Origin of the sequence: Stenotrophomonas sp. AG209 (assembly GCF_003550055.1) — a bacterium.
Taxonomy (GTDB): domain Bacteria; phylum Pseudomonadota; class Gammaproteobacteria; order Xanthomonadales; family Xanthomonadaceae; genus Stenotrophomonas.
The window spans coordinates 140,040-158,296 of the sequence record NZ_QXDB01000006.1 but is presented as its reverse complement, the minus strand read 5'-3'; the positions used below and the strand labels follow the sequence as shown (position 1 = coordinate 158,296).

Annotated in this window: 15 protein-coding genes; 4 read left to right on the top strand and 11 right to left on the bottom strand. The window is 66.8% G+C overall.

The window, feature by feature from the left end; translation table 11 throughout:
- Window positions 1–464: 464 nt before the first annotated feature.
- The 4 genes from folD to DFO63_RS21490 form a co-directional block, all read right to left on the bottom strand.
- Window positions 465–1,343 (bottom strand): bifunctional methylenetetrahydrofolate dehydrogenase/methenyltetrahydrofolate cyclohydrolase FolD, encoded by an 879-nt coding sequence (folD, locus tag DFO63_RS21505; protein WP_014036908.1) that lies wholly within the window; start codon window positions 1,341–1,343, stop codon window positions 465–467.
- A gap of 169 nt (window positions 1,344–1,512) precedes the next feature.
- Window positions 1,513–3,345: a monovalent cation:proton antiporter-2 (CPA2) family protein gene (locus DFO63_RS21500; protein WP_101765321.1), complete on the bottom strand. Its 1,833-nt coding sequence runs from the start codon at window positions 3,343–3,345 to the stop codon at window positions 1,513–1,515.
- A gap of 217 nt (window positions 3,346–3,562) precedes the next feature.
- Complete coding sequence (moeB, locus tag DFO63_RS21495) at window positions 3,563–4,699, bottom strand: molybdopterin-synthase adenylyltransferase MoeB (protein ID WP_119007837.1); 1,137 nt, start codon at window positions 4,697–4,699, stop codon at window positions 3,563–3,565.
- Between the two features lie 60 nt (window positions 4,700–4,759).
- Window positions 4,760–5,683, bottom strand: coding sequence for a LysR family transcriptional regulator (locus DFO63_RS21490; protein WP_119007836.1), 924 nt, complete (start codon window positions 5,681–5,683; stop codon window positions 4,760–4,762).
- 107 nt (window positions 5,684–5,790) lie between these two features.
- On the opposite strand from DFO63_RS21490, the gene DFO63_RS21485 reads away from it, so the two are divergent.
- Window positions 5,791–6,825: an alcohol dehydrogenase catalytic domain-containing protein gene (locus DFO63_RS21485; protein WP_182474448.1), complete on the top strand. Its 1,035-nt coding sequence runs from the start codon at window positions 5,791–5,793 to the stop codon at window positions 6,823–6,825.
- Between the two features lie 61 nt (window positions 6,826–6,886).
- Here DFO63_RS21485 and der read toward each other — a convergent pair whose 3' ends face one another.
- From der to ndk, 7 genes are all read right to left on the bottom strand, one after another.
- Window positions 6,887–8,284 carry a ribosome biogenesis GTPase Der gene (gene der, locus DFO63_RS21480; RefSeq protein WP_014036905.1) on the bottom strand — a complete coding sequence of 466 codons (1,398 nt, stop codon included), beginning with the start codon at window positions 8,282–8,284 and terminating at the stop codon, window positions 6,887–6,889.
- Between the two features lie 17 nt (window positions 8,285–8,301).
- Window positions 8,302–9,510, bottom strand: a complete 1,209-nt coding sequence (gene bamB / locus DFO63_RS21475) for an outer membrane protein assembly factor BamB (protein WP_075674686.1) — start codon at window positions 9,508–9,510, stop codon at window positions 8,302–8,304.
- Window positions 9,510–10,148, bottom strand: a complete 639-nt coding sequence (locus DFO63_RS21470) for a tetratricopeptide repeat protein (protein WP_032960761.1) — start codon at window positions 10,146–10,148, stop codon at window positions 9,510–9,512. Before DFO63_RS21470 ends, bamB begins: the two co-directional genes overlap by 1 nt.
- Before the next feature lie 65 nt (window positions 10,149–10,213).
- Window positions 10,214–11,086, bottom strand: a complete 873-nt coding sequence (locus DFO63_RS21465; RefSeq protein ID WP_049445756.1) for a RodZ domain-containing protein — start codon at window positions 11,084–11,086, stop codon at window positions 10,214–10,216.
- Window positions 11,087–11,104: 18 nt separating this feature from the next.
- Entirely contained in the window at window positions 11,105–11,890 is a 786-nt protein-coding gene (gene pilW, locus DFO63_RS21460; protein WP_049445755.1) for a type IV pilus biogenesis/stability protein PilW, read from the bottom strand.
- Window positions 11,877–13,082 carry a 23S rRNA (adenine(2503)-C(2))-methyltransferase RlmN gene (rlmN, locus tag DFO63_RS21455; RefSeq protein WP_005409296.1) on the bottom strand — a complete coding sequence of 402 codons (1,206 nt, stop codon included), beginning with the start codon at window positions 13,080–13,082 and terminating at the stop codon, window positions 11,877–11,879. The genes pilW and rlmN overlap by 14 nt, the downstream gene beginning before the upstream one ends.
- 10 nt (window positions 13,083–13,092) lie before the next feature.
- Window positions 13,093–13,518, bottom strand: a complete 426-nt coding sequence (gene ndk / locus DFO63_RS21450; protein WP_008265389.1) for a nucleoside-diphosphate kinase — start codon at window positions 13,516–13,518, stop codon at window positions 13,093–13,095.
- Between the two features lie 321 nt (window positions 13,519–13,839).
- On the opposite strand from ndk, the gene DFO63_RS21445 reads away from it, so the two are divergent.
- The 3 genes from DFO63_RS21445 (at window position 13,840) to DFO63_RS21435 (ending at window position 18,213) form a co-directional block, all read left to right on the top strand.
- A complete protein-coding gene (locus tag DFO63_RS21445) occupies window positions 13,840–14,493 on the top strand; it encodes a TetR family transcriptional regulator (protein WP_014646856.1) in 654 nt (217 codons plus the stop codon).
- Between the two features lie 39 nt (window positions 14,494–14,532).
- A complete protein-coding gene (locus DFO63_RS21440) occupies window positions 14,533–16,905 on the top strand; it encodes a 3-hydroxyacyl-CoA dehydrogenase/enoyl-CoA hydratase family protein (protein ID WP_014036899.1) in 2,373 nt (790 codons plus the stop codon).
- Window positions 16,906–17,004: 99 nt separating this feature from the next.
- Complete coding sequence (locus tag DFO63_RS21435; protein WP_119007835.1) at window positions 17,005–18,213, top strand: acetyl-CoA C-acyltransferase; 1,209 nt, start codon at window positions 17,005–17,007, stop codon at window positions 18,211–18,213.
- Window positions 18,214–18,257: the final 44 nt, after the last annotated feature.

The following is an 18,257-nucleotide window of genomic DNA, read 5'->3' as shown; positions in this document are numbered from 1 at the left end:
TGGCAGGGGGTAGATGCGACGCAGTGTCGCGCGGGCGGCGATTGGTTCAGGGGGGCTGCAACCTGCTCTCAGGGTCTGGAACCTACCCTCGGTGGGTGCGGACCGTTGGTCCGCACTGGAACCGCCTTTGGTAGGTGCCAACCTTGGTTGGCACAAACAGGGAGAGGCCTTCACCCCATCTGGAGTCCAGCGCCGGACGGATCGTGCCAACCAAGGTTGGCACCTACCAACAGCCGGTCGTCGGCCTGCCTGTGGTGGGTGCGGACCGTTGGTCCGCACTCTCTCTCAGACACCAGTGCCCCAGCAGGAGCCCCACCCCTCTGGCATTGTGCCGACCAACGGTCGGCACCCACCAGCAGCACATCTCGCGAGCAGACCCAAGGGCCAGATCCAGCCGCTTTAGGTGGGTGCGGACCGTTGGTCCGCACTATCCCTCAGACATCTGAGACCAGCCCCAGCCGCCGTCAGCTAAGCGCTTCCGCCGCTTCCAACGTGTTCTGCATCAACGTGGCCACGGTCATCGGACCCACGCCGCCCGGCACCGGGGTGATCCAGCTCGCCCGCTGGGCAGCGGCTTCAAACCCAACGTCACCCACCAGGCGGCCGTCATCCAACCGGTTGATACCGACGTCGATCACCACCGCGCCCGGCTTCACCCACTCGCCCGGCACGATGCCCGGGCGGCCCACCGCCACCACCAGGATGTCGGCGTTGCGCACGGCCTGTTCCAGCACGTCCTTGGGGGTGAACTTATGGCAGCTGGTCACGGTGCAGCCGGCAATCAGCAGTTCCAGGCCCATCGGGCGGCCGACGTGGTTGCTCACACCCACGATGGTGGCGTTGCGGCCGCGCACCGGCTGGTCGGTGTGGCCCAGCAGCGTGGTGATGCCGCGCGGGGTGCAAGGGCGCAGGCCGAACTCGCGCAGGGCCAGGTGGCCGACGTTTTCCGGGTGGAAGCCATCCACGTCCTTGCGCGGGTCGATGCGCTGGATCAGCCGGCGCGCGTCGGGGATGCCCGGCAGCGGCAGCTGGATCAGGATGCCGTTGATCTTCGGATCGGCGTTGAGCTGGTCGATCAGGTCGAGCAGCTCGGCTTCGGTGGTACCGGCCGGCAGGTCGTAGTCATGTGCTTCGATGCCGACCTTCTCGGCGGCACGGCGCTTGTTGCGCACGTACACGGTCGAGGCCGGGTCGCCACCGACCAGCACCACGGCCAGGCCCGGGCGGCTGCCGCCAGCGGCCACGCGGGCGTCGACGCGCACCTTCAGGCTGTCGAGCAGGTCCTCGGCGATGCGGCGGCCATCAAGGATGCGGGCAGGAAGCTGGGGGGCGGAATCGGTCATCGGGAGCAGGCGTGGGGCGGCGGGGACGCTATTGTCCCCGATTCAGGCCCCCTCGCCCACCGCCACGGCTTGGGTAATTCCCCACCTGGTAGTGCCGGCCGCTGGCCGGCAACCTCATGACGTCGGAACGTTCCCGTATCTGCCGGCCAGCGGCCGGCACTACCGGGCTTTATTCTTCCTCTTCCGGCACATCCTGCGGGTTCAGCGTCTTGCTCTCCCGCTTCGGCGCGGTGAACGGCGTCGGCGTCGGCACGCCCTGCGGGCTGTTGCCGTAGATCATCCGCGCGCCGGCATTCAGACCACCACCGGCAATCTCCAGCTCGAAGCGCTCAGCATCGCGGCGACGGATCTGCTCGGCAATCTCCACCGCGTCGTCCTCATCCGCCCCCAGTTCCACCAGCGCGGCCTGGCCAAACAGCACTGCCGATTCAAAGGTCTCGCGAATCTGGAAATCGACACCGGCATGGATCAGCCGCAGCGAATGCTCGCGGTCGAACGAGCGCACCATCAACTTGGCCTGCGGGAATTCATGCGCCACCAGTTCAACGATGCGGTCGGCCGCCTCGGCCTTGTCCACGCACACCGCAATCGCACGCGCGGTCGCGGCGCCCGAGGCATGCAGCACATCCAGACGCGTGCCATCACCGTAATAGATCTTGAAACCGAACCGCGCCGCGCTCTGGATCATCTCCACATCGTTGTCGATGATGGTCACGTCCACGTCGCGCGCCAGCAGCGACTGGCTGGCGACCTGGCCGAAGCGACCGAAACCGATCAGCAGCACGCTGCCGGACAGGCCGTCGGCCTCGTCCACGCCGTCCATGTTCACCGTCGGCTTCGGCGCGATGCGCTTGTAGACCAGCACCACCAGCGGAGTCAGTGCCATCGACAACACCACCACGGCGGTGAAGTTGGCATTGATCTCCAGGTCGATCACGCCGGCCGATGCGGCGGCGGAGAACAACACGAAGGCGAACTCGCCGCCCTGCGCCATCAGCACGCCACGGTCCAGCGCCTGCGCGTGGTCGCTGCCCATCACGCGCGCCACCACGTAGATGCACAGCGCCTTGGCCGCCATCAGCGCCAGCACCAGGCCTAGGATCAGCTGCCAGTGCGCGGCCACCACGCTCAGGTCCAGCGCCATGCCCACGCTGAGGAAGAACAGGCCGAGCAGGATGCCGCGGAACGGTTCAATGTCCGCCTCGATCTGGTGGCGGAAGGTCGACTCGCTCAGCAGCACGCCGGCCAGGAACGCGCCCATCGCCATCGACAGGCCGGACAGCTGCATCAGCAGCGCCGCACCCAGCACCACCAGCAGCGCGGCGGCAGTCATCACCTCGCGCGCCTTCGATTCGGCCAGCACGCGGAACAGCGGGTTGAGCAGGAAGCGGCCGACCAGCACCAGGCCGACGATGGCACCCACACCGATCGCCACCGACAGCCAGCGCGAACCCTCGCCATCGGCGCTGCCCGCACTCGGACCCATCCACGCCACCAGCGCCAGCAACGGCACGATCAACAGGTCTTCGAACAGCAGGATGGAGACGATCTTCTGCCCCGACGGCAGCGCGATGTCACCGCGCTCGGCCAGCAGCTGCATCACCACCGCAGTGGAGGTCAGCACGAAGCCGGTGGCGCCGATGAAGGCCACCTGCCACGGCAGGCCGAACAGTTTGGCGATGCTGGTCAGCACCACCGCGCAGGTGACGATCTGCAGCGTGCCCAGCCCGAAGATTTCCTTGCGCAGGCTCCACAGGTGCGAGGGCCGCATCTCCAGGCCGATCACGAACAGGAACATCACCACGCCGAGCTCGGCGGTATGCAGGATCGCCTGGGGGTCGGAGAACCAGCCCAGCCCGAACGGTCCGATCGCCAGGCCGGCAGCGAAGTAGCCCAGCACCGAGCCCAGGCCGGCCCGGCGGAACAAAGGCACCATCACCACCGCCGCGCCCAACAGGGCGACGACCTTGACCAGCTCGCTGGTCGCTGCTTCTACCGCCATGCGGTGTTTTCCCCAAGATCCAGAATCGGGTTCAACAATAGAGCAATGCCGATGACGGCAATAGCACGCATGTTGCGCCGGATTGTCTTGGATGTGGAACGATGCTGGGAGCGACCCCCAGCATCATCCCGAAACCCGATACATCCATCCACGCATGGCGTGGATCTACCGACGCATTAGTAGATCCACGCCATGCGTGGATGACGCCCGGCTAGGCTCATCCACCCCGACAGAACGCGGCGTAATCGATATACCCCGGGAACGGCACGCCCGGCGCGCACACCGGGCAGTACGGGTCCGGCCGGATGCCGGTCTCGCGGAAGCGCATGCCCAGCGCATCGAAGCGCAGCAGGCGCCCCACCAGCGGCTCGCCGATGCCCAGCAGCAGCTTCAGCACCTCGGTGGCCTGCAGCACACCAGCCAGGCCCGGCAGCACACCCAGCACACCCGCCTCGGAACAGTTCGGCGCGAACTCCGGCGGCGGCGGCTCCGGGAACAGGCAGCGGTAGCACGGCGCCACGCCACGCTGGCGGCCGGCGTCAAACACGCTTACCTGGCCGTCAAAGCGCTCGATGGCGGCATACACCAGTGGCTTGGCGTGCTTGATGCAGGCGTCGTTGAGCAGGTAGCGCAGCGGGAAGTTGTCCGACCCATCCAGCACCACGTCCACGCCCTCCAGCAGCACATCCACGTTCTCGGACGTGACCCGTTCCGGCACCGCCTCGACCTCGATCGACGGGTTCAGCGCCAGCAGCCGCTCGCGCGCGGAATCGACCTTGAGCTGGCCGACGCTGGCCTCGGTATGCACGATCTGCCGGTGCAGGTTGCTGCGTTCCACGCGGTCATGGTCGGCGAAGCGCAGATGCCCTACCCCGGCCGCGGCCAGATAGAAGCCCGCCGGCGCGCCCAGGCCACCTGCACCCAGCACCAGCACGCGCGACTGCTGCAGCCGGCGCTGGCCGGCCTCGCCCACCTGTGGCAGCAGCAGGTGGCGCGAATAGCGATCGTAGAAGTCGCGGTCGGCAGCGCTGGCCAGGGGCTGTACCAGCGGCAGCGACTGCTCGCGCCAGGCCACGGTGCCGCCCATCACGGAAGCGACGCGGGTGTAGCCGGCCTCCAGCAGGAACTGCGCGGCATCGGCCGAGCGCTTGCCGCTCTGGCAGATCAGCAGGATTTCCTGGTCGTGCCGCGGCAGATGCGCGGCCGGGTCGGCCTGCAGCTCGCCCTTGGCCACGCCATGCGCGCCTTCGGCCATGCCCCCGGCCCGTTCGTGCGCCTCGCGCACATCGATCAGCACCGCGCCATGGGCCAGGCGCTCGCGTGCCTGCGCGGGGGAAAGCTCTTGGATGCTCATGGCCGCATTATCACGCAGGCCGCTCTGCCTTGCCTTGACCAATGCCCGGCGCTACCCGGACTACCCGCGCCCGCCGTGCTGTTCCTGAAGAAGACCGATCAGCGCTTTCAGCCCGGGCGGCACATGCCGATGGCCCGGGTAGTACAGCGAAAGACCGGGAAACTCGGGACACCAGTCCTCGAGCAGCCGCAGCAGGCGGCCATCGGCCAATGGCTCCAGTGCCAGATGCTCGGGAACGAAGGCAATGCCGATACCTTCAATGGCCGCGTCGACCATCAACGGCTGGTCCGTCAGCGTGATCGGCCCGGAGACGTTCACCCGCTCGGTGGTGCCTTGATGCTCGAACTCCCACCGGTAGATCGCCCCACTTTCGAAGCGGAAACGGATGCAGTCGTGCTGATGCAGATCCAGCGGCCGCAGTGGCCGCCCACGCGCCTGCAGGTACGCCGGCGAGGCAACCGCCGCGAACCGCATGGGCGCGGTCACTGCAATCGCGACCATGTCCTGGGGCACGGCTTCGGTCAGGCGGATACCCGCATCGAATCCCTCCGAAACGATATCGCCCAACCGGCCGTCACTGACGATATCCAGGTGGATCTGCGGGTACTGGCGCAGGAACCGCGCAAGCACGGGCTTCAGCACGAGCCGTATGGCGCCTTCACTGGCGTTGATGCGGACCGTACCGCGCGGCGTGCCAGCCTCAGTATCCACCGACTGCAGGGCCTCTTCGATCGAGGCCATGGCCGGACGCAGTTTTTCCGCCAGCCGCTCCCCGGCGTCGGTCAGCGAGACGCTGCGCGTGGTGCGATTGAACAGGCGCGCACCCAGCCGCTGCTCGAGCGCCTTGATCGCATGACTGATCGCCGACGGCGTGATGTTCAACTCCGCCGCCGCGCTGCGGAAGCTCCGATGCGCTGCCACCGCCAGGAACGCAGTGAAGGCGGCCAGATCACCTCCGCCGGATTGTTGAATACTACTCACCATGTCGTTAAATATTGAAGCGATTGTCTTGATAGTCAACCGATTCTACGCTCCGGGGTGTCCGCGGGCACACGCCCTCGGCGCTCACCCACCGGGACAGGATCAAGACGATGAAAACGATGAAAGCGGTTGTGATGACCGGGCCGAATGCGCCGTGGCAGGTACAGGACGTCCCGATGCCCGTGATCGAACCGGGCCAGGTGCTGGTCAAGGTCCACGCATCAGGCATGTGCTACACGGACGTGTGGGCAACCCAGGGCTATGGCGGCGACATCTACCCGCAGACACCAGGGCATGAAGTGGTCGGCGAGGTCGTGGAAGTGGGCGCGGGCGTGCACACGCGCCGGGTGGGCGATCGCGTGGGCACCTCATGGGTCCAATCCGCATGCGGCCGATGCCCCTACTGCCGCGAGAGCCGCCCCTTGTCCGGGCAGACCGCGATGAACTGCGATGCACCCCGCACCACCGGCTTCGCCGCGCAGGGTGGACACGCACAGTACATCGCCATCTCCGCCGAAGGCACGGTACTGCTGCCTGACGGCCTTTCCTACGTGGACGCGGCGCCGATGATGTGTGCCGGCTACACCACCTGGAGCGGGCTGCGTGATGCGGCGCCCCAGCCACGGGAGAAGATCGCGGTACTGGGTATCGGTGGCCTGGGCCACGTCGCCCTGCAGCTGTCCAAGGCCTGCGGCTTCGAGACCATCGCCATCACCCATTCCGCAGACAAGCATGCGCTCGCCCAGCAGCTGGGCGCTGACCAGGTCGTGGCCAACGGCAAGGAGCTGAAGGCCATCGGTGGCGCCGACGTACTGCTGGTGACCACCAATGAATTCAGCTCGGCCGAAGAAGCGATGACCGGCCTGCGTGTCGACGGGCGCGTTGTGCTGTGCGGCCTGGACTTCAGCCAGCCCTTCTCGATCTCGTCCGAAGGCGTGCCATTCCACATGATGCGCCAGCGCGTGATCGGCGCCACCCATGGTGGCCAGCACTATCTCAGCGAAGTGCTGCAGCTTGCCGCCGCCGGCAAGGTGAAGCCGATGGTCGAGACCTTTGACCTGGACCGCGCGACCGAGGCGTATGACCGCCTGTCGTCGGGACAGATGAGGTTCCGTGGCGTGCTGTTGCCGTGGGGCCACGCCTGAGCAAGGCGGCCGCCCATGCACCACAACGAAAAAGGCGGCCCTGCGGCCGCCTTCTTCTGCATCACTTGCCCTTGACGTGCTTCATCAAGCGCCGCTTGGCCTTGACCTGCCGCTCGGTGAGGACGTTCTTCTTGCCCTCGTACGGGTTGGTACCCTCGCGGAAGATGAAGCTCACCGGCGTGCCGATCAGCTTGAAGCGCTTGCGGAAGAAGTTCTCCAGGTAGCGCTTGTACGATTCCTGCAGCTCCTTCAGGCGCGTGCCGTGCACGATGAAGGTCGGCGGGTTGGCCCCGGCCGGATGCACATAACGCAGCTTGGAGACGTGGCCGCGGATGGTCGGCGGCGGGTTGGTCTCGTACGCCACTTCCAGCGCCTTGTTCACTTCGCTGGTGGTGAAGGTCTTGTTCGCCGATTCGTGGGCGCGGTGCACCGCACGGAACAGCTCACGCAGGCCCGAGCCATGCTTGGCCGAGATGCGCACGGACTCGGCCCACGGCACGAAGCCCAGCTTCAGCGACAGCATGGTTTCCGCCTGCTCGCGCTGGTACTCGGTCAGGCCATCCCACTTGTTGATGGCAATGACCAGTGCACGGCCGGCGTCGAGCACGGCACCGAGCACGGTAGCGTCCTGGTCGGTCACGCCTTCGGTGGCGTCGAGCATCAGCACGGCCACCTGGCACTGCTCGATCGACTGCATGGTCTTGACCACCGAGAACTTCTCGACGACCTCGTCCACGCGCGAACGACGGCGCAGGCCGGCGGTGTCGATCAGGCGGTACTCGCGGCCGTCACGCTCCAGGTCCACGGCGATCGAGTCGCGGGTGGTGCCCGGCACGTCGGAGGCGATCATGCGCTCCTCGCCGAGGATGCGGTTGACCAGCGTCGACTTACCCACGTTCGGGCGGCCGACGAAGGCGATGCGGATGCGGTTCGGATCGTTGTCCAGCTCTTCGCCGCTGCCCTCTTCCGGCAGGCGCTGGATCACTTCGTCCAGCAGGTCGTCCAGGCCCTGGCGATGCGCGGCCGACACGGTCAGCATCTCGCCGAAGCCGTAGCGGGCGAACTCCGAACGCACGGTGTCCTCGTCGGTGCCGTCGATCTTGTTGATCAGCAGCAGCGTCGGGCGCGACAGCTTGCGCAGCCAGGCCAGGATCTCGTCGTCCATCGCCGAGGTACCCTCACGGGCATCGACCACGAACAGGATCAGGTCGGCTTCCGCCGCAGCGGCGCGGGCCTGGCGGGTGGTAGCCCCTGCCAGACCCTCTTCCTCTTCCGCGATACCGCCGGTGTCGACGACGAGGAAATGATTGTCCTCGTCCAGACGGCAGACACCGTAGTTGCGGTCGCGGGTGACGCCGGGCTGGTCATGGACCAGCGCGTCACGGGTGCGCGTAAGCGCATTGAAAATAGTCGACTTGCCGACATTCGGCCGTCCAACCAGGGCGACCAAAGGCAGCATCGCGATTACTCCAATTTTTAATTTGCCAACCGGAAGGCGGTCAGCTTGCCATCAACGTTCTGCACCAGCAGCACCCCGTCTGCGACGATCGGCTGGGCCAGCAGGGCGTCGCCGCCACTTTTTGCCCGTGCCGCCATCGCACCATCGGACGCCTGCAACCAGTGCACGTATCCCTTGTAGTCGCCGACCACCACGTAGTCGCCGTGCAGCGCCGGGCCGGTCAGCGAACGACGGGCCAGCGCGGTCTGCGACCACATGGCAGCGCCGCTGGCCTTGTCCAGGCCGAACACGCCGCCCTTGTTGTCGGTGACGAACACATTGCCCGACGACACCGCCACGCCACCGGCACCGCCATGGTCGCGCGCCCACAGCGGGCGACCGGTCGGGCCTTCGATGGCCATGGTCTGGTTCTTGAAGCTGCTCACGTAGAGGGTGTTGCCCTCCAGCACCGGAGCACCGTCAACGTCCGCCATGCGCTCCAGCTCGGTGCGGCCTTCGCCGTTGCCGAGGTTCTGTTCCCACAGGGTGCGGCCATCCTGCTGGGCCAGGGCCGCAACCGCGCCCTCGTCCTTGCCGATGAACAGCACGCCCGGACCAGTCACCACCGGCGCGTTGCCGCGCACGGTCAGCGCCGGCAGTTCGCTCGGGTTGAACCACTTCTGGGTGCCATTGCCGGCATCGAAGCCGGTGACGCGGCCGTCGTTGCTGCGCACGTAGACCATGCCCTGAGCAACGGCCGGCGCGGCGATGACTTCACCCGGAACACGGGCCCGCCACTTTTCGCTGCCATCGTTGATGTCCAGCGCGATGACCTGGCCATCCAGCGTGCCGATCACGACCAGGTTCTCACCGACACCCGGGCCGCCGGACAGGCGCAGCTTGGCCTTCTTCTTTTCCTTCTTCGGCTCCCAGGTCCAGACCTTCTTGCCGGTCTGCAGGTCGATGGCGTGCACGCCACCGGTGATCGCCGCAGCGAACACGTGGCCGTTGGCCACTGCCGGGCCCTGGCGCACGCCGATGCGGCGCTCGCCCTTGCCGAGGTTGACCGACCAGGCCTTGCTGACCTTCAGGGTCGGCTCGAACTTGACCAGCTCAGCCGGTTCCTGTGCCTTCTTCGCGGCCGCGTCCTTGCCAGCGAACCAGCCCTTCATGGTGCTGCAGCCGGTCAGGGCCATGCCCATCAGGAGCACGGTGGCGACGCGGGTGATCATGACCTTCTGACTCATCAAACCGACTCCGCAGGGGCGGCGACGGTGCCGCCGGCGTCCATAACCTTGGTTTCCAGCAGGCGCCGCTGCGGCGCTGCCACGTCCAGCGTCTTCAGCGCCTTCTCGTACTGTGCACGGGCGTCATCGCGCTTGCCCTGCGCCATCAGCGCATCGCCATGGATTTCCAGGCTGCTGCTGTCGGTGGCGCTGCCCAGCAGCTTGATCGCCTCGTCGCTCTTGCCGGTAGCCACCAGCAGGCGGGCCACACGCTGGTCGACCACGCGCTGCAGGTCACCCTCGACCTTCACATTGCGCAGGGTGGCCAGTGCTTCTTCGTTCTTGCCGGCGTCGACCTGGGCCTTGGCCAGCTGCAGCGCCGCGAGGTCGCCGTAGATGCTGGACGGGCCCGCTTCGAGCGCCTTGACCGCCTTGGCGGCGTCGTCAAGCTTGTTCTGCTGCAGGCCCTGCAGGGCCTTCTGGTACTCGACATTGGCCGAGGCCAGCTTGCCGCCCTGATCCTTCTGGTACCACTGCCAGCCGGCAATGGCACCGATGGCGATGACTACGCCACCGAGGATGCTGGCGCCATTCTTCCGCAGCCAGCTGCGGACGCGTTCACTTTGTTCGTGCTCGTCGAGCAGATCGTCGATCGCCATGCGTACTCTCGCCCCGCCCGTCGGGAGGGACCATTGGGATTAATCGAAGGTGGTGAAACCGCGCCTCAGTGCGAAACCGGGACTACGGAGCCTTCAGAGGATACCTGAAAGCGTGCCACGTTGGCTCGCTGGTAGGGGGTCAGATCGACGATAGCGCCGTTCTGCTGAACCTGGACCGCCGAGGCGTTGCCCAGGGTCACCCGGGTCACCTGGCCCGGCGTGAAGCTGCGGGTCTCGCCGGACTTGATCAGCGCCTTCTCGACGGTGCTGCCGTCCGGGCCGCCGATGTCGACCCAGCTGTCGCCGCTGAACTGCATTTCCAGCGCGTTGCCGGCCGCCGCAGGTGCCGGCGCCGGGCGCGGCACCGGGGCCAGCGAGGCCACGTACGGGGTCGCCGCCGGCTTGCTGGCCGGGGCAGTGGTCGCTTCGGCCGGCGCGACAGCCTCGGCACCGGCCGCGGACGGGGTGACCGGCACGGCGGCCGGGATCACGTCCAGCGAGGCGGTGCTCGGCGACGGGGTCGCGCTGCCGTCGAAGTGACCACGGGTGGCGAACCACACCGGCACCGCCAGCACGGCGGTGATGCCGACGTACAGCACGCGCCGGCCGAGGTTCTCGGCGATGCGGCGCGCACGCGGGGTATGGGTATGGCTGACCAGGGTGGGCGGAACCACCGGGCCGACCTGGGCCTGTTCCAGCAGCTGGCCCACGTCCACGTCCAGCAGGCGCGCGTAGCTGCGCAGCTGGCCGCGCACGAACACCGGCGCCCCCAGCTTCTGCCATTGTTCCTCTTCCAGCGACTTGACCACCTGGACCGGCATGCGCAGGCGCGAGCCGACATCTTCGAGGGTCAGTCCGGCCGCTTCGCGGGCCTGGCGCAGGCGGGTGCCGCAGCCGGCCGCAGTCTCGAGAGCGCTCACAGTCTGGTCATCAATCACAATGCATCAACCCTGGAGTTAGGAGCCCGCTTCCTGCGGAAATTCCTGTCGAATCCGCTGCAGATAACGATCAGATGCCGCCCGATCGCCCAGCCTCGCTTCGATTTGAGACGCAAGTTGTAACACGGAACGTGTTGCGGGTGCAGCCGCAATCCTACGTTCGGCGAAGGCCCGGGCCTCCATGAAGCGGCCCTGGCGGAAGCTCAGCTGGGCCATCGACTCCAGCGCGACCGGGTTGGCAGGCGCCGCGACGAGGGCCGCACGCAGGTCGCGTTCGGCACGTTCGAGCTGGCCCGCGTCCAGGGCGCAGCTGCCGGCATTGGCCTGCGCCTCGCCCGGGGTGGCATAGCCCGGCGCCTGCAGCGCCCGGTCGAACCAGGCCAGCGATTCGGCCGACTGGCCCTGCTGGCACAGCCAAGCCCCGTAGTTGTTGAGCACGTCTCCGCGCTGCGGCGCCAGTTCGGCGGCCTTGCGGAAATTCTCGCCCGCCTGGCGGGTGCGGCCACGACGGTCATCGATGCCGGCCTGCAGCACCAGCGCATCCGGAGCCTCGGGCGCCAGCTTCAGTGCTTCGCGCACCTTGCGCTCGGCAGCGTCGAGATTGCCGACCTGCATGTCGCGGGTCGCCAGGGTCAACAGATCGCGCCAACGCACTTCGCGCCGCACGCTTTCCGGATCACCCACCGAATAGACCGGCGCCTGGCTCGGCCCGAGCTTGGCCTTGGGATGGGATTTGCAGCCGCCGACCGCAACGGCCAGCACGCCTGCGAGAAGGACCAGCCAGAGGCGGTCAGGCCGCGGCATCGCTCCCCTTCCCCGCCTGCAGCGTCTTGTTGAACTCCGCCTGGCGGCGGGTGCGGTCCATCACCTGGCCCTTGAGCTGGCCACAGGCGGCGTCGATGTCGTCGCCACGGGTGCGGCGGACCATGGTCAGCACGTTGCTGTCGAGCAGGATCTTCTGGAAGGCACGGATGTGCGCCTCTTCCGAACGCTCGTAGCGGGTGCCCGGGAACGGGTTGAACGGGATCAGGTTGACCTTGCCCGAATCCTTGGCCTGCACCGCGTTGTCGAACTGGCGCATCAGGCGGGCCAGCTCGCGAGCATGCTCGGGCTTGTCGTTGATGCCCTTCATCAGGGTGTATTCGAAGGTGACCGATTCGCGGCGCTTGTTGGCGCGCAGGTAGCGTGCGCACGAGGCCATCAGCTCGGCGATCGGGTACTTCTTGTTGAGCGGCACCAGGGTCTCGCGCAGCGCATCGTTCGGCGCGTGCAGCGACACCGCCAGCGACACGTCGCTTTCGGCGGACAGGCGATCGATCTGCGGCACCAGGCCGGAGGTCGACAGGGTCACGCGCTTGTTGGCCAGGCCGTAGCCCAGGTCGTCGCGCATCACGCTCATGGCGCGCACGACGTTATCGAAATTCATCAGCGGCTCGCCCATGCCCATCATCACCACGTTGGTGAGGCGGCGCATCTGGTGCGGCACGTTGCCCAGGTGGCGTGCGGCAACCCACACCTGGCCGATGATCTCGGCAGTGGTCAGGTTGCGGTTGAAGCCCTGGGTGGCGGTGGAGCAGAACGTGCAGTTCAGGCCGCAACCGACCTGCGAGGACACGCACAGCGTGCCGCGGGTCTTGTCCGGGATGTACACGGTCTCGATGGCGTTCTTGCCATCCACGCCCATCGCCAGCAGCCACTTGTGGGTGCCGTCGGCGGAGGGCTTGTCGAACACGATGTTGGGAACCAGCACCTCGGCATGGGCCTGCAGCTTGGCGCGCAGGACCTTGCCGAGGTCGGTCATTTCATCGAAGTCGGTGACGTAGCGATGGTGGATCCACTTCATCACCTGATGGGCACGGAACTTCTTTTCGCCAAGAACCTCGACGAAGAACTTCTCCAGGCCCGCGCGATCGAGGTCGAGCAGGTTCTGCTTGCCAGCCGTGGGTGCCGACTTCGGCAGCGGCTGGATGGCGGGGGACTGTACGACCTCGTTCACGGCATTACTCTCAGCGCGAGACGACTTCGGTGGCGGCGAAGAAGTAGGCGATTTCAATCGCGGCATTCTCGACCGAGTCCGAGCCGTGGGCGGCGTTGGCATCGATGGATTCGGCGAAGTCGGCGCGGATGGTGCCCGCAGCGGCTTCCTTCGGGTTGGTGGCGCCCAGCAGGTCGCGGTGGGCCAGGACGGCGTTCTCGCCTTCCAGAGCCTGGATCATCACCGGGCCGGAGATCATGAACTCGACCAGCGCGTTGAAGAACGGACGCTCGCGGTGCACGGCGTAGAAGCCTTCGGCTTCACGGCGCGACAGCTGCTTGTACTTGGCGGCCACGACCTTCAGGCCGGCCTTCTCGAAGCGGGCGTAGATTTCGCCGATGACGTTCTTGGCAACGGCGTCCGGCTTGATGATCGAAAGGGTGCGCTCCAGCGCCATGGGATGTCTCCAATGGAATCGGGCCGCTGATGGCCCGAAGGGTAACATGAAAAAAACCCGCGTCGGGACGCGGGCTTAGCCTGATAAACGTAGGCGAATTGTAAAAGATCCCGTGCAGTAGTGCCAGCCCATGGCTGGCAGGCAGGATGCGGGATATCGAGCGCCGGAGCCTGCCCATTCAGGATCATGCGTTGCCAGCCATGGGCTGGCACTACTGAATCCCTTGTAACCGGGCGACAGGATTTTGCTGCACTGCAAAATGCCATACGGTACCGTCTGGTCCTAGTATCAAACAATCGTTTGATTAAGGTCTGCCCGCCGATGGCCAAACCCGCCCACTTCTCGACCAAGGACCGCATTCTCGGCGCGGCCGAGGAGCTGTTCGCACAGCACGGCTTCGCCGGCACTTCGCTGCGCCAGGTGACCAGCCAGGCCGACGTCAACATCGCTGCGGTCAACTACCACTTCGGCTCCAAGGAAAACCTGGTCAACGAGGTGTTCCGCCGCCGCATGGACGAGATGACCGGCGCCCGCCTGTCGCAGCTCGAGCGCGCCCGCAGCGAACACCCCGGGCAGCTGCGCCCGGTGCTGGCCGCCTTCGTCGAACCGGCACTGGCGCTGGCCCAGGACCGCCAGAACGGCGGCGCCTTCGTGCGCGTGATCGCCCGCGCCTACGCCGAGAAGAACGACAACCTGCGCAAATTCCTGTCCGACCACTACGGCCACGTGCTGCGCGCGTTCGGCAAAGCCATCGGCGAGTGCGTGCCCGACCTGAGCAAGGAAGAGCTGTACTGGCGCCTGGACTTCCTGGCCGGCTCGCTTACCTATGCCATGGCCGACTTCGGGCTGATCAAGCGTCCCGCCGGTGTCACCGAAGCGGCGCATCGTGCCCATGCCGCCCACGAACTGATCCATTTCGCCGAAGCCGGGTTCCGCGCCGCCGCTCGCGCCAGCGCCCTGCCCGCTTCCCTTTGATTCCACCCAGTAACTGCTGACCAACAAAGGCCCTACACCATGTCCAATTCCCTGCTAGTCCGCCGCGCCGCCGTGCTGGGTGCCGGCGTCATGGGTGCCCAGATCGCCGCCCACCTCACCAACGCTGGCGTCGACACCGTGCTGTTCGACCTGCCCGCCAAGGAAGGTCCGGCCGACGGCATCGTGCTGAAGGCGATCGCCAACCTGGGCAAGCTGAGCCCGGCACCGCTGGCCAGCAAGTCGCTGGCCGAAGCCATCACCCCGGCCAACTACGAGTCCGGCCTGGAGCAGCTGAAGGACTGCGACCTGATCATCGAGGCCATCGCCGAGCGCATGGACTGGAAGCAGGACCTGTACAAGAAGATCGCGCCGTTCGTGGCCGACCACGCGGTGCTGGCCTCCAACACCTCGGGCCTGGGCATCAACAAGCTGGCCGACGTGCTGCCCGAGCAGCTGCGCCACCGCTTCTGCGGCGTGCACTTCTTCAACCCGCCGCGCTACATGCACCTGGCCGAGCTGATCCCGGCCACCACCACCGACGCCGCCGTGCTGGAAGGCCTGGAAGAATTCCTGGTCACCACCCTGGGCAAGGGCGTGGTGTACGCCAAGGACACCCCGAACTTCATCGGCAACCGCATCGGCGTGTTCTCGATCCTGTCCACCATCCACCACACCCAGCAGTTCGGCCTGGGCTTCGATGAAGTGGACGGCCTGACCGGCCCGCTGGTCGGCCGCCCGAAGTCGGCCACCTACCGCACCTCCGACGTGGTCGGCCTGGACACCATGGCCCACGTCATCAAGACCATGGGCGACACCCTGCCGAATGACCCGTGGCATGAATTCTTCAAGTCGCCGAAGTGGCTGGACGCGCTGATTTCCAAGGGCGCGCTGGGCCAGAAGACCGGCGCCGGCATCTTCCGCAAGGTCGGCAAGGACATCGTGGTGCTGGACCTGGAGAAGCAGGACTACCGCCCGGCCGACCGCGCCGCTGCACCGGAAGTGGTCGAGATCCTGAAGATCAAGAACCCGGCCGAGAAGTTCGCCAAGCTGCGCGAGAGCCAGCACCCGCAGGCGCAGTTCCTGTGGGCGACCTTCCGCGACCTGTTCCACTACAGCGCCTATCACCTGGCCGACATCGCCGAGACCGCGCGCGACGTCGACCTGGCCATCCGCTGGGGCTACGGCTGGTCGCTGGGCCCGTTCGAAACCTGGCAGGCCGCCGGCTGGAAGCAGGTCGCGCAGTGGATCGCCGATGACATCGTCGCCGGCAAGAGCATGAGCAACGCCCCGCTGCCGGACTGGGTGTTCGATGGCCGCGACGGCGTGCATGCCGCCGAAGGCAGCTACAGCCCGTCGCGCAACGCCAAGCTGCCGCGCTCGTCGCTGCCGGTGTACCAGCGCCAGCGTTTCCCGGATCCGCTGCTGGGCGAGAAGTTCGCGCCGGGCGAGACCGTGTTCGAGAACGACGGCCTGCGCATGTGGCACGACGGTGATGGCATCGCCGTGGTCAGCTTCAAGACCAAGATGAACACCGTGTCCGACCAGGTGCTGGACGGCCTGCAGGAATGCGTCAGCCGCGCCGAGAAGGACTTCCAGGGCCTGGTGATCTGGCAGCAGAAGGAACCCTTCTCCGCCGGTGCCGACCTGGCCGGCGCTCTGGGCCTGCTGCAGGCCGGCAAGGTCGACCAGTTCGAAGAAATGGTTGCCAACTTCCAGCGCACCAGCCAGCGCATCAAGTACTCGCTGGTGCCGGTGGTGGCTGCCGTGCGTGGCCTGGCCCTGGGTGGCGGCTGCGAGTTCCAGATGCACAGCGCCAAGACCGTGGCCTTCCTGGAAAGCTACATCGGCCTGGTCGAGGCTGGCGTCGGCCTGCTGCCGGCCGGTGGTGGCCTGAAGGAACTGGCCGTGCGCGCCTCGCAGGCCGCGGGCCCGGGCGGCGACGTGTTCGCCGAACTGAAGAAGACCTTCGAGACCGTGGCGATGGCCAAGGTGTCCAACTCGGCGGTCAACGCCAAGGAACTGGGCCTGCTGCGCAGCACCGACAAGGTGGTGTTCAACAGCTACGAGGCGCTGCACATCGCCAAGGCCGAAGCGCGCGCCCTGGCCGAAGCGGGCTATCGTCCGCCGCTGCCGGCACGCCGCATCCAGGTCGCCGGTGACGTCGGTATCGCCACCTTCAAGATGATGCTGGTCAACATGCTGGAAGGCCGTTTCATCAGCCCGTACGACTACGAGATCGCCGAGCGCATCGCCACCGTGCTGTGCGGCGGCAAGGTCGACCGCGGCACCCTGGTCGACGAAGAGTGGCTGCTGACCCTGGAGCGCAAGCACTTCGTCGAACTGGCCCAGCAGGAAAAGACCCAGGCCCGCATCGCGCACATGCTGAAGACCGGCAAGCCGCTGCGTAACTGATTGATGGCGGGTGCCGACCCTTGGTCGGCACTCCTCTGCCTCTGGTGGGTGCCGACCGTTGGTCGGCACTCCGGCTAAAAAATTCGAGAGATCACTGCAATGACCAAGCAAATCCAGGACGCCTACATCGTCGCCGCCACCCGTACCCCGGTCGGCAAGGCGCCCAAGGGCATGTTCCGCAACACCCGCCCCGACGACATGCTTGCGCACGTGCTGCGCAGCGTCGTCGCCCAGGCCCCGGGCGTGGACGTCAACCGCATCGATGACGCGATCATCGGCTGCGCCATGCCGGAAGCCGAGCAGGGCATGAACGTGGCGCGCATCGGCGTGCTGCTGGCCGGCCTGCCGAACACCATCGCGGCGCAGACCGTGAACCGCTTCTGCTCTTCCGGCCTGCAGGCCGTGGCGCAGGCCGCCGACGCGATCCGCCTGGGCAACGCCGACCTGATGCTGGCCGGTGGCACCGAGTCGATGTCGATGGTGCCGATGATGGGCAACAAGATCGCCATGGCGCCGAGCGTGTTCGACAATGACCACGTCGCCATCGCCTACGGCATGGGCATCACCGCCGAGAAGGTGGCTGAAGAGTGGAAGGTCTCGCGCGAAGACCAGGACGCCTTCGCCCTGGCCTCGCACCAGAAGGCCATGGCCGCGATCCAGAACGGCGAGTTCAAGGACGAGATCAGCCCGTACGAAATCGTCTCGCACCTGCCGGACCTGGCCGACGGCCAGCGCATCATCACCCGCAACAAGATCGCCGACACCGACGAAGGCCCCCGCCCGGATTCTTCGGCTGAAGGCCTGGCCAAGCTGCGCCCGGTGTTCCGCAACGGCCAGTTCGGCGGCACCGTCACCGCCGGCAACTCCTCGCAGATGAGCGATGGCGCCGGCGCCGTGCTGCTGGCCTCGGAACAGGCGATCAAGGATTACGGCCTGACCCCGCTGGCCCGTTTCGTCAGCTTCTCGGTGGCCGGCGTGCGCCCGGAAGTGATGGGCATCGGCCCGATTGCCGCGATTCCGAAGGCACTGAAGCAGGCCGGGCTGACCCAGGACCAGCTGGACTGGATTGAACTGAACGAAGCATTCGCCGCGCAGTCGCTGGCGGTGATCCGCGATTGCGGCCTGGACGCGAGCAAGGTGAACCCGCTGGGCGGCGCCATTGCCCTGGGCCACCCGCTGGGTGCGACCGGCGCGATCCGTACCGCGACCCTGCTGCACGGCCTGCGTCGTCGCCAGCAGAAGTACGGCATGGTGACGATGTGCATCGGCACCGGCATGGGCGCGGCGGGTATTTTCGAGGCGCTGTAAGGTTCAAAGCGTTGCCGGCTGATTGCTGGTTGGCTGTGGGGCCC